This window comes from Nocardioides sp., from assembly GCF_031397825.1.
Classification (GTDB): domain Bacteria; phylum Actinomycetota; class Actinomycetes; order Propionibacteriales; family Nocardioidaceae; genus Nocardioides.
In genome coordinates this window covers 1-11,635 of the sequence record NZ_JANNML010000103.1, presented here as the reverse complement: position 1 = coordinate 11,635, position 11,635 = coordinate 1, and the positions used below count along the sequence as shown (strand labels likewise).

12 protein-coding genes and 1 tRNA gene are annotated in these 11,635 nt (G+C 70.7%); 7 read left to right on the top strand and 6 right to left on the bottom strand.

Going from position 1 to position 11,635, the window contains the following annotated elements; genetic code table 11:
* From RMN98_RS09045 to RMN98_RS09035, 3 genes are all read left to right on the top strand, one after another.
* A partial coding sequence (locus RMN98_RS09045) for a HAMP domain-containing sensor histidine kinase (protein ID WP_309648486.1) occupies positions 1–548 on the top strand: 548 nt, incomplete at its 5' end.
* Positions 549–603: 55 nt separating this feature from the next.
* On the top strand, positions 604–1,551 hold the full coding sequence (locus tag RMN98_RS09040) for a pirin family protein (protein WP_309648485.1): 948 nt from the start codon (positions 604–606) through the stop codon (positions 1,549–1,551).
* A gap of 20 nt (positions 1,552–1,571) precedes the next feature.
* Complete coding sequence (locus RMN98_RS09035; protein ID WP_309648484.1) at positions 1,572–3,548, top strand: penicillin acylase family protein; 1,977 nt, start codon at positions 1,572–1,574, stop codon at positions 3,546–3,548.
* Here the strand turns inward: RMN98_RS09035 and RMN98_RS09030 are convergent, their stop codons facing one another.
* Positions 3,549–5,372, bottom strand: coding sequence for a response regulator (locus tag RMN98_RS09030; RefSeq protein WP_309648483.1), 1,824 nt, complete (start codon positions 5,370–5,372; stop codon positions 3,549–3,551). It lies immediately after the preceding gene.
* 207 nt (positions 5,373–5,579) lie between these two features.
* Here RMN98_RS09030 and RMN98_RS09025 point away from each other — a divergent pair, with 207 nt between their 5' ends.
* Positions 5,580–5,945: a hypothetical protein gene (locus tag RMN98_RS09025; RefSeq protein ID WP_309648482.1), complete on the top strand. Its 366-nt coding sequence runs from the start codon at positions 5,580–5,582 to the stop codon at positions 5,943–5,945.
* A gap of 57 nt (positions 5,946–6,002) precedes the next feature.
* Here RMN98_RS09025 and RMN98_RS09020 read toward each other — a convergent pair.
* Positions 6,003–6,078: transfer RNA gene (locus tag RMN98_RS09020), tRNA-His, on the bottom strand.
* A gap of 46 nt (positions 6,079–6,124) precedes the next feature.
* The gene (gene orn / locus RMN98_RS09015) at positions 6,125–6,760 is read right to left on the bottom strand and encodes an oligoribonuclease (protein ID WP_309648481.1); all 636 of its coding nucleotides are present in this window, start codon (positions 6,758–6,760) and stop codon (positions 6,125–6,127) included.
* Positions 6,761–6,859: 99 nt separating this feature from the next.
* Here orn and RMN98_RS09010 point away from each other — a divergent pair, with 99 nt between their 5' ends.
* Positions 6,860–7,879: an adenosine deaminase gene (locus RMN98_RS09010; RefSeq protein WP_309648480.1), complete on the top strand. Its 1,020-nt coding sequence runs from the start codon at positions 6,860–6,862 to the stop codon at positions 7,877–7,879.
* A 48-nt stretch (positions 7,880–7,927) separates the two neighbouring features.
* Here the strand turns inward: RMN98_RS09010 and RMN98_RS09005 are convergent, their stop codons facing one another.
* Positions 7,928–8,704 (bottom strand): PIG-L deacetylase family protein, encoded by a 777-nt coding sequence (locus tag RMN98_RS09005; RefSeq protein WP_309648479.1) that lies wholly within the window; start codon positions 8,702–8,704, stop codon positions 7,928–7,930.
* A gap of 64 nt (positions 8,705–8,768) precedes the next feature.
* Between RMN98_RS09005 and RMN98_RS09000 the strand changes: the two genes are divergently transcribed.
* Positions 8,769–9,425, top strand: a complete 657-nt coding sequence (locus tag RMN98_RS09000) for a response regulator transcription factor (RefSeq protein ID WP_309648478.1) — start codon at positions 8,769–8,771, stop codon at positions 9,423–9,425.
* Positions 9,426–9,434: 9 nt separating this feature from the next.
* Here RMN98_RS09000 and RMN98_RS08995 read toward each other — a convergent pair whose 3' ends face one another.
* Together RMN98_RS08995 and RMN98_RS08990 are read right to left on the bottom strand one after the other, a co-directional pair.
* The gene (locus RMN98_RS08995) at positions 9,435–9,674 is read right to left on the bottom strand and encodes a DUF3263 domain-containing protein (RefSeq protein ID WP_309648477.1); all 240 of its coding nucleotides are present in this window, start codon (positions 9,672–9,674) and stop codon (positions 9,435–9,437) included.
* A gap of 173 nt (positions 9,675–9,847) precedes the next feature.
* On the bottom strand, positions 9,848–11,041 hold the full coding sequence (locus RMN98_RS08990; protein WP_309648476.1) for a S8 family peptidase: 1,194 nt from the start codon (positions 11,039–11,041) through the stop codon (positions 9,848–9,850).
* Between the two features lie 379 nt (positions 11,042–11,420).
* Here RMN98_RS08990 and RMN98_RS08985 point away from each other — a divergent pair.
* A partial coding sequence (locus RMN98_RS08985) for a hypothetical protein (RefSeq protein WP_309648475.1) occupies positions 11,421–11,635 on the top strand: 215 nt, incomplete at its 3' end.

Sequence of the window (11,635 nt, the reverse complement as noted above, 5' to 3'; positions counted from 1 at the left end):
CGGAGAACACCACGCGGCTGCTCGGCCTGATCGACGACCTGCTCACCCTCTCGCGGGTCGACAGCGACGGTTTCGTCCACCACGACCGCGTCTTCGACCTCGCCGCGGCGGTGCGCGCCTCCTACGACGTCGTGGCGCCCGGCTGGAGCGCCCGCGACCTCGACGTACGACTGGCACTGCCGGAGGATCCGGTGCCGCTGCTGGGGGAGCGGGACATGATCGAGCGGGTCGTGCTCAACCTGCTCAGCAACGCCGTGATGTTCACCCCCGACGGAGGTGTGATCCGGCTCTCGCTCGCCGTCGACGGCGACGAGGCCGAGATCGTGGTGAGCGACACCGGCATCGGGGTGCCGGCACAGGAGCAGGACCGGCTGTTCACCCGCTTCTTCCGCTCCACCCTGGCCCAGAAGCAGGCCATCCCCGGCAGCGGCCTCGGGCTCTCGATCACCCGCGCCATCGTCGAGCAGCACGGCGGGCGCATCGACTTCACCAGCGGCGAGCCCGGCAGCGGTACGACGTTCCGCGTGCGGCTGCCGGTGGTCACCTAGGAATATTCAACATTCAACTACTGTTGGGTCCACGACTTCGAAGGAGGTGGGCGCCGTGCCCGCAATCACCGTTGACGACCTGACCGTCCTCGATCGCCTGCGCTCGCCCGGGCTGGGCGACCAGCCCCGGCCGGTGTGGCAGATCAGCACCGCCCCGCAGGGCTTCGAGGGCGAGGGCTTCCCGGTGCGCCGGGCGTTCGCCGGCATCGACCTCCAGCACCTCGACCCCTTCATCATGATGGACCAGATGGGCGAGGTGGAGTATGCGCCGGGCGAGCCCAAGGGCACCTCCTGGCACCCCCACCGCGGCTTCGAGACCGTCACCTACATCATCGACGGGACCTTCGACCACCAGGACTCCCACGGCGGTGGCGGCACGATCACCAACGGCGACACCCAGTGGATGACCGCTGGCTCCGGCCTGCTCCACATCGAGGCCCCGCCCGAGTGGCTCGTGCAGTCCGGCGGCCTCTTCCACGGCATCCAGCTCTGGGTCAACCTGCCGCGCGACGCCAAGATGAACGCCCCCCAGTACCAGGACATCCGCTCCGGCGAGGTCCAGCTCCTGACCTCGGCCGACGCCGGATCGCTCGTGCGCGTCATCGCCGGCAACGTCGACGGCCATGACGGCCCCGGCGCGACCTTCACGCCGATGTCGCTCGTGCACGCCAGCATCGAGCCCGGCGCCCGCCTCGACCTGCCCTGGGACGTCGACTTCAACGCCCTCGTCTACGTGCTGGCCGGCTCCGGCACCGTGGGCATCGACGGCCAGCCCATCCACACCGGCCAGTCGGCAGTCCTCGGCGCCGGGGACTACCTCACCGTCACGGCCGACAAGGACCAGGAGAGCCGCTCGCCCCAGCTCGACGTCATCGTGGTCGGCGGCCGCCCGATCCGCGAGCCGCTCGCCTGGGCCGGTCCCTTCGTCATGAACACCAAGGCCGAGGTGCTCCAGGCCTACCAGGACTTCCAGAGGGGCTCGTTCGGTCAGCCGCTCGGCTGACGTCCGCCTAGTCTTCGGGCATGGCCTCGATCTTCCGGGACGCGTGGGGCATCCCCCATGTGCGCGGCACCACCGCGCTCGACGTTGCCCGCGGCCAGGGCGAGGTCACGGCCCGCGACCGGGCGTGGCAGCTGGAGTGGCAACGGCGTCGCGCGACCGGCACCAGTGCCGAGATCATGGGCGCCAGCGCCCTCGGCTGGGACCGGCTGGCCCGCCGCACGCTCATCGCCCGCACCGCTCGCCGGGCCCATGACCACCTGGGACCCGAGGCACGCGCCTTCGTGGCGTCGTACGTCGACGGGGTCAACGCCGGCCTGCACGCGGACGTGCCAGAGCTGGTCGCCCTCGGCGTCGAGCCGGAGCCGTGGGAGGAGTGGACGCCGCTCGCGGTCTTCCTCGTGCAGCACCTGCTCTTCGCCAACCTCGGTGCCAAGCTCTGGGCGCAGCGGGCTCGCGACGTGCTGGGGCCGGATGCGGCGCTGCTGTCCTACGAGGGGCCGGCCTCCAGCGGGAGCAACGCCTGGGCGGTCGGCGGCGACCGCACGGCCTCGGGGCTGCCGCTGATCGGCGGCGACCCGCACCGGGTGCTCGAGTCGCCGGGGGTCTACCAGCAGGTGCGGCTGGCCTGCGAGGACCCCGACGACGCCTTCGACGTGCTGGGCCTGGCCTTCCCCGGGGTGCCCGGCATCCCGCACTTCGCGCACGCGGGCGAGGTGGCGTGGGCGATCACCAACGCCAGCGCCGACTACCAGGACGTCTACGCCGAGCCCGTGCCCTACGACGTGGTCGAGCGGTGGGTCGAGACCGTGGCCGTCCGCGACGCCGACCCGGTCGACGTCGAGGTGGTCGTGACGCCGCGCGGGCCGGTCTTCGAGGACGGACTGAGCCTGCGAGCGGCCTCCACGGTGCTGGGCGACCTCGGCTTCGACGCCCTGCTCCCGCTGCTGCGGGCCCGCACCGTGGACGACGTCGACCGGGCCATGGACCTGTGGGTCGAGCCCGTCAACAACGTGGTGGTCGCCGACGTGCACGGTGGCGTGCGCTACCGGCTGGCGGGCCGCGTGCCGCTGCGCTCGGAGGGGAATCGTCGCGGCATCGTGGCGGCGGAGGACCCGACGACGGCGTGGACCGGCTGGCTGGCCGACGTCCACCGGGTCGACCCCGGCCCGCACGGTCAGGTCGTGACCGCCAACGAGCGTCGCGGGCCCGAGAGCGACCTCGTCGGCTCGGCCTTCGCCCCGCCCTACCGGGCCGACCGCATCACTGCCCTGCTCGGCTCTCGCACCGGACTGGGCCCCGACGACTTCGCCGCGATCCACGACGACGCGTGGCTGGCCACGGTCGCGCCGCTCGTCGCGCTGGTGCCCGGCGCCTTCGACGGATGGGACGGCCGGATGACCGCTGACTCGGCTCAGGCCGCCCGCTTCGCCGCCTACCGCTCCTCACTCGTGCGACGCGTGGCAGCGGAGCCCGTCCTCGCGCCGTTGCACGAGCCGCGCCACGATCCGGTCCTCGGATCCTCGCTCGACGTGACGACCCGCATCGGTCTCGCGCTGGCCCACTTGGCCGCCCACGGGTCGCCGTACGGGATCGATGTGGCGGCGCACGCCCGCGCAGCCCTGGCGGAGGCCGATGCCGAGATCGCCGCCGATCCCGGGCGGACCTGGGGCGACACCCACGTCTTCGCGCCGCTGCACGCCTTCGACCTCGCTCCGGGCCGTCTCGAGGCGCCACCCGTGCCGCGTCCGGGCATGAGTGGCGACCAGGACTGCGTGCGCTGCACCGGCTCGCTGCCCGGCGTGTCCGACGACGTCTACCGCGGCGCGGTCGCGCGCTACGTCTGGGACCTCGCCGACCGGAGCGCCAGTGCCTGGATCGTGCCGCTGGGTGCCGCCGGAGACCCCCGCGACCCCCACCACCACGACCAGCTGACGCGGTGGGCGGAGGGCACGCTGGTGCCCGTGGTCACGGACTGGGAGCGACTGGTGGAGGACTGATCAGCCAGCCACGCGCTGGGGTGGCAACCCCATGGGCAGGGTCTTGTCGATGGCACGCATCAGCTCGTCCAACCCTCCACCCTTCTGCACGAAGAGGGACGCGCCGAGGGCCAGTGCCTGGTCGCCCAGGCGGTGGTCGAAGCCGGACAGCACGATCACCTTGGCCGTCGGGGCTTCGGTGAAGATCTGTGGCAGTGCCTCCAGCCCGTCCATCTCGGGCATGGCGAGGTCGAGGAGGACGAGATCGGGCTGCAGCTCGTGGGCCAGCCTGATGCCTTCGCGTCCCGTGGCTGCCTCACCGACCACCTGGACTCCCTCCTTGCGATCGAGGAAGAGCCGGACCAGCATCCGCATGTCCTCGGAGTCATCGACGATCAGGACCCTCCGATCGCTCGTCACCGGTGCGACCACGACCGGCGTCGGATCCGGCCCGGCGGCGGCTCCTGTCCGGCCACGAAGGGTGGTGGCGCTCTGTCGCACGAGGTCCCCGGGCTGGAGATCCTCACCGTCCAGGGGCTCGAGGAGATCGTTCATCATGGCCCGGGCAGAGGAGAGGGTGAGCTGGACGTACTCCGCGGCAGCGCTCACGTTCGAGTCCTCGAGGCAGTACACGGACGCGGTCAGGCCCTGGATGATGTTGTCGTTGATCTCCACTGCCTGTCGCCGGCGCACCTGGGCCTCTCCCAGGCTGACCGCCAGCGCCTCACTCGCGAGCCGGGGTGCGGCGTCGCGCACGAAGACCGCGACGAGGTCATCGTCGACCCCTGGATTCAGCTCGCTCGTGAAGACATCCAGCGTGAGCTCCTGGCCGTCGAGCCTGCGCCCCGGGACCCCCAGGCTCTCGTCTGCGTCGACGTGCACGAACCTGTCGAGGGGTTGCCCCACCGGGTCACCGCCCAGGAGGGCGCGGCTACGGTCGTTGGACTGCACGACCAGGCGACCCTCGAGCACCATGATCGCGTCTCCGCTCGACTCCACCAGGGCTTCGAACCGGGCGCTGACCCGCTCGACCTCCTGCTCGGAGAGGACCAGGTCGGTGATGTCGATGCAGGTCCCACGCATGCGCACCGGCGTCCCCGTCGCGTCCATGAGCACCTGGCCGTTGGAGGAGAGGTAGCGCGTCTCCCCGGTGGGCCGCTGGACCCGCTCGATCATCTGGTAGGGCTCCCCTGAGGCGTAGGCCTGCTGGTGGATCGCCATGATCCGCTCGCGGTCGTCGGGGTGGATGTGGGAGATGAAGCGCTCATAGCTGGCGTTGAAGGACTGCGGCTCGTGACCGTAGATGCGGTAGAGCTGGTCGGACCACCTGTTCGTGTCGCTGGCGATGTGCCAGTCGTAGTCGCCCATGTTGGCGAGGTGCTGGGCGTTGTCGACGCGTTGCGTCAGGTCAGCGAGATCGGCAGCCGACTGTGCTCCCCTCACGGCCGTCTCGAGCAGCGCGCCCACCACGTCGAGAAGGTCACCGCGCGTCGCGTCACGGTCGTAGGTGAGCACGAGCACGAGCGGCCCGGGGTGCCCTGAGAGCCTGCGCGCCCATGCTGTGGCGACGCCACCGTCGCGCCAGCTGCGGGGAACCGGGAGGTCGCGCCACCCCGGGTGCTCGTCCGCGATGTCGCTGGACAGGGCTCCCGTGGGGAGCCGGGCGCCCGCGTGGGCCACCACCTGCACGTCCTCGACCTGACCACGCAGGACGTACGCCGAGCCGGCGCTGGTCACCTCGAGGACCAGCGGCAGCGATCGGGTCAGGAGGGTGGCGACATCCGGCGGACTGATGCATCGCTCGGCGAGCTGTGAGAGCAGGCTCTCAGGTGACGACTTCGCCATGGGCGGACTCCTTCTTCGGCCACGGTCGACACGCCTCACGTCGACACCTCGCGGACCCTGATCTGTCCAGGAACCTAGTCCTCACCGAGCCGAGCCGAACCAGAAGCGTGTGAAGAACTTGTTCAGGTTCGCCGGTCCCAGGGCCGGAGTCATCGCGTGCTGGTGCGGCAATGCGGGTACCGGGTCGCCGAACCTGAGGAGGACTTCATGGAGACCGAGACCCTGGTCTGGATCATCGTCGCCGGCGTCGTGGTGCTGAGTGTGCTGGCACTGGTGACGGCACTGCTGAAGAAGCGCCAGCGCGACCGGGAGCTGCGTCGTGAGCAGGCCGGCCAGCTGCGCTTCGAGGCGGTCGCTGCCACGCCCGACGTGCGCACCGCTGCGGAGCGGTTGCAGCACGCAGAGGCGCGCGCCGAGCTCGCCCACGTGGAGGCGCGCAAGGCAGACGAGGAGGTCGTCGAGCTCACGAAGGTGCTCGCCGCCGAGGAGGCGCAGCGAGAGGACCACCTGCGCGAGGCCGACCGCATCGACCCGGACGTCAAGACCGGCGCCGACGGCCGTCACCGCAGCTGAGTCCGAGACGCATCGAGCCCCTGACCCGCTTCCGCGAGTCAGGGGCTCGGTCACGCCTGGGGTGAGTAACGGGACTTGAACCCGCGACATCCGCCACCACAAGGCGGCGCTCTACCAGCTGAGCTATACCCACCAGGTCGATCCGGGCAGAGCCCAGAACGAAGAGGAGTGTAGTCCGATCAGGCGCCGGTCCTCGAATCGGGGTCCGAGATGCCGGTGAGGGCTCCGCCATGGACCTCGGCGATGGCGCGAGCGGCGGTCGACTCGGGTCCGGGGGAGGGCACGAAGACAGCCTCGCGGTAGTAGCGCAGCTCCTCGATGCTCTCCTGGATGTCGGCGAGGGCACGGTGGTTGCCGCGCTTGGCCGGAGCGGCGTAGTAAGCCTTGGGGAACCAGCGGCGCGAGAGCTCCTTGATGGAGGACACGTCGACGATCCGGTAGTGCAGGAAGGCATCGAGGTCGGCCATGTCACGGGAGATGAAGAGCCGGTCGGTGCCGACGGTGTTGCCGGCGAGGGGCGGTCGGGAGCCGTCGGGGCAGTGCTCCTTGACGTAGGCGAGCACCTGCTCCTCGGCCTCCGCGAGGGTGATCCCTCCCGCGAGCTCCTCGAGCAGCCCGGACTTCTCGTGCATGTCGCGGACGAAGTCGATCATCTGCTCCAGCGCCTCGGCAGGAGGCTTGATGATCAGGTCGATGCCGTCGCCGAGCACGTTGAGGTCGAAGTCCGTGACGAGCGCCGCCACCTCGATCAGGGCGTCCGCTCCCAGGTCGAGTCCGGTCATCTCGCAGTCGATCCACACCAGTCGGTCAGTCACGAGAGGTCACCTTAGACCTGTCGGGGAAGGACCTTCGCCTCCCAGGACCGGGTCGACCTGGTGGCCGCGCTCGGGCGAGGGCCTGGCAGCATCCTCAGGATGAGCCTGAACGACTTCATCGCCGGTCTGCCCAAAGCCGAGCTGCACGTGCACCACGTCGGGTCCGCGTCGCCGCGGATCGTCAGCGAGCTGGCCGCGCGTCACCCCGGTCGGGTGCCGTCCGACCTCGACGAGCTGCGCTCGTTCTACGAGTTCCGCGACTTCGCCCACTTCGTGGAGGTCTACCTCGCGGTGGTCGACCTGATCCGCACCCCGGAGGACCTGCGTTACCTCACCTACGAGATCGCTCGTGAGATGGCGCAAGGTCAGTCGCTGCGCTACGCCGAGCTGACGTGTACGCCGTACACGTCGGTCGCCGCAGGCATCCCCATCGAGGCCTACACCGAGGTCCTGGAGGACGCGCGCCACGCGGCCGAGCGCGACTTCGGGCTGGTCCTGCGCTGGATCTACGACATCCCCGGTGAGTCGGGGCTGCCCGCTGCCGACGACACGTTGCGCTACGCGCTGGACCACCGGACCGAGGGGCTGGTCGGCTTCGGCCTCGGCGGGCCCGAGATCGGGGTGCCGCGCCCGCAGTTCCAGCCGCACTTCGATGCCGCCCGCGCCGCCGGGCTCCGCTCGGTGCCGCACGCGGGGGAGACCACCGGCCCCGAGACGATCTGGCACGCGATCCGGCTCCTCGGGGCCGAGCGGATCGGTCACGGCACGTCTGCGGCCGCCGACCCGGCGCTGCTGGCGCACCTGGCCGAGCACCGGATCCCCCTCGAGGTCTGTCCCTCGTCCAACATCGCGACCCGGGCGGTCGCGACGCTGGCCGAGCACCCGCTCAAGGCGTTCGTCGACGCCGGCGTGGTCGTCACGATCAACTCCGACGACCCGCCGATGTTCTCGACCGACCTCAACCGTGAGTACGCCATCGCCGCAGACCTGCTGGGGCTCGACGAGCACGGGGTGGCCGACCTGGCCCGCACCGCCATCGATGTGTCCTTCGCCCCCGACGACGTCAAGGCGTCGGTGCGCGCTGAGATCGACGCCTACGCGGCGGGCACGACCTCGTAGGGACAGATGAGGCCCCGCACTCTCATACAGTGCGGGGCCACTGCTGTTCTATCCGTCGGTCGGCTCGGTGGTCGGGAGGCTCGCCGGGGTCCAGACGAAGTGCTCGTGGGTCCCGGCGAAGTGCGACAGCATCCGGTCGGGCAGGAGGGCGTCGGTGCCCGGGCTGTCCGACGAGGGTCGGACCTGGCTGGCGTGGCACTCGATGGCGGCGGCCTTGGTCTCGCGGAACTCTTCGCTGAGCGGAAGGCAGACCATCTGCTCCCACGGCGCCTCGTCTGCGGTGTGCCGCTGCCAGAACCACACCGGGTACTCCAGCAGGTGGGCCCCCGACCGCTCGGCCGCCACCCGTGCGGCCCGGCCGGCGGCATCGTGGTCGGGGTGGCCGTCACGGCTCCAGGGGGCGACGAGCAGCGTGTGCTCGGCATCGCCGAGCAGGTCGGTGAGGGAGTCCGCGATCGCCCGCTCAGCCTCGGCGACCTGGCCGTCGAGCGCGCCCAGGAACACCAGCGGGGTGTCCGGGGCGAGCCGGGCCAGGGCGTTCTCCATCTCGGCCAGCCGGAGCGTGGCGAGGGCGTGGCGGCTCGATCCCGGTGCGCCCTGGTGCGACGCCTCGCCGGCGGTGAGGAGGACGACGTACACCCGCAGGCCGTCGGCGTGCGCGGCCGCGATGAGCCCGCCGGCGCCGAGGCTCTCGTCGTCGGGGTGGGCGGAGACGACGACCAGGCGCGACCAGGCCTGCCCAGGGTCGAGGAGGTCGATCCTCGGCACGGTTCCGTAGGCGGGGTGGGCACGCCAGTCGGCGGCCGTCATCAGGGGTTCCCGCACCAGGTCAACCTACGAATCGGGGTCGGATGACGCTTCCTCCGCCCGGGTGAAATATCCTGTCCCCATGGCAGAGCGAGCGACACCCATCAGGCTGGCGATCGTCAACGACTACGAGATCGTGGTCGCGGGCGTGGCGGCGATGCTCGACGCCTTCTCCGAACGGGTCTCGGTCGTCGAGCTCGACGCCGGGATGTCGGTGTCCCAGGACGTCGACGTCATCCTCTACGACACCTTCGGCCAGGTGCAGGGCGACGGCGTCGACCTCGAGGACCTCGTGCACGGCGGGCGGGCCAAGGTCGTCATCTACAGCTGGAACGTGCAGCCCGAGCTCGTCGACCGCTCGATCGCCAAGGGAGCCCGAGGTTACGTCTCGAAAGCCTTCACGGCGGAGGAGGTCGTCGCGGCCGTCGAGGCCGTGTGCGGAGGCGATGTCGTGCGTCCGGGGCCCCCGGTCGCCGAGGCTCGGGAGGCTGGCTCCTGGCCGGGCCGTGAGCACGGGCTGAGCGCCCGCGAGGCCGAGGTGATCGCCCTGATCACCCAGGGACTCTCCAACCAGGAGATCGCCGACCGGTCCTACCTGAGCATCAACTCGGTGAAGACCTACGTCCGCACCGCCTACCGCAAGATCGACGTCACCCGGCGCTCGCAGGCCGTGGTGTGGGGCATGACCCACGGGTTCTCACCCGACCGGCTCCGGATCCTGGATCCGGCCGGGGAGTAGCGGACCGGGTCAGTCGCGCAGGCGCGAAGCCACCCGACCGGCGCGCTGACGCCGCAGTCGTCGTACGACGAGAGGGTCCAGCTCGAGCGCCTCGGGCTGCTCGATGATCCAGTTGAGGCGGTTGTAGTAGTGGGCCATCGTCAGGCCGAACCGCTCACGGGTCTGGGTCTCCTTGGCCTCCGGGAACTTCCACCAGTGCCGCTCGAAGGCGAGGATCTCTCGGTCCTCGGCAGTGAGAGTGTGAGCCATGGTCACGAGGTTATGAGCATTGTCCCGCGCCTGAATCGCCAGATGTGGGTAGGGCTGGGTGGTCCGGGTGAGAGCCGGGACACATCCCCCCTCCCGGACGCGACACCGCCCGCCCCGGGGGAGGGGGCGGGCGGTGCGCGGGGGATGGATCAGGTCACCGATCAGGTCACCGATCAGGGGTTGGTGAAGAGCAACCGGTTGGGCGAGCCGTTGGCGCCGGTGACGACGCCGGTGGTGCTGTTGGCGATCAGCGTGCTGGCCACCGTCGCAGGCGAGGCCGACGGCGACGCCTGGAGGATCAGCGCCGCGGCACCCGCGACGTGCGGGGAGGCCATCGACGTGCCCGAGATCGTGTTGGTGGCCGTCGTGGACCCGATCCACGCCGAGGTGATGGAGCTGCCGGGCGCGAAGATGTCCACGCACGAGCCGTAGTTGCTGAAGCTCGAGCGCGCGTCGGTGCTGGTCGTGGCCCCGACCGTGATCGCGTTGGTCGCCCGCGACGGGGAGACGTTGCACGCGTTCTGGTTCTCGTTGCCGGCGGCGACGACGACGGTGACGCCGGCGGAGACCATGCGCTGGACGGCGGCGTCCGTGGCGGCGTCGGCGGGACCACCGAGGCTCATGTTGGCGACGCGGGCGCCGCCGGTCTGGCCGGCCACCCAGTCCATGCCGGCGATGACGCCGGAGTTGGCACCGCTGCCCTGGCAGTCGAGGACGCGCACGGGGACGAGCGTGACGCTCTTGGCGATGCCGTAGCGGGTGCCGCCGACGGTGCCCGCCACGTGGGTGCCGTGGCCGTTGCAGTCGGTGGTGCCGCGGCCGTCGTTGATCGCGGTGGCGCCCGCGGCGACGCGACCGGTGAACTCGCTGTGCGATCCGTTGATGCCGGTGTCGATGACGAAGACCCGGACGCCGGAGCCGGTGAGGGAGTAGTTGTAGGTCCCGTTGGTCGGGCGAGCACGCTGGTCGCTGCGGTCCAGGCCCCACGTGGCGCCGGTCTGCGTGGCCTCGATGCTGACGCGACCGTCCTCCTGGACGAACGCGACGTCAGGGTCGCTGCGGACCTCGGCCAGCTCGGCGTCGGAGAGAGCAGCGGCATAGCCGCCGATGTTGGTGTAGACGCGCTTGATCTCCGCGCCGTCCTTGCGAGCGTCCGCACGCGAGTCGGTGGCCTCGGCCCGCGTGGTGTCGCGGTCGAAGACCACGATGTAGCGCCCGTCGATGGCCTCCGCGGCCTGCACGAGCGGGGCCTGGGTGTCGCCGGCCTGGGGGGCGGGGGCAGCGGTGGCCGACACCCCGGGGACGGCGGCAGCGCCGCCGAAGGCGACGACGAAGGCCGCCGCACCGATCCTGGTCTTGCTCAACATCTACGTGTTCCTCCTCGGACCTTGTGGGTCCTGAGTCCGACACCGTCCCGAGAGCGGACAGCGAGCGACCTGGTTGTCGCTGAGGAGGACTCTCGCCCGGAGGAGCCGCACCGCGGTAGCGGGGAAACCCTCGACCATCCTCTGGCGCCCCTCGCCAGGGCTCCAAGGAGTTCCCAAGGTGTCGAGCGGATGGTGATCCCCACTTCGTACACCCTCCGGCTCCGGCCGCCAACGAGATGGGCTAGTCATGCGCCGCATCGTCAAGAAACTCACGGGCGCTACGCCGCCCGTGCGCAAGAGCAGAGTTGCGGCAGCCGCGTGCCTCGCGGTTGTCGTGAGCCTCGTCCTTCCTGGGGCGTCGACGTCGGCAGAGGCTGCAGTGGCTGCGCCCACGGTGGGCCAGGGCTTCGTCGTCACCCCCTCGGACCTGGCCTACATCCTCAAGCAGATCAAGATCGCCGAGGCGCATGTCGCCAACACCACGTCGGCGACGGGTCCGTGCGGCGCACTGGTCGGCACCGGTCCCAACCAGCTCTCGAGCCCGCTGCTCTCGTTCGGGCTGCGCACGGTCGACGGTTCCTGCAACAACCTCGT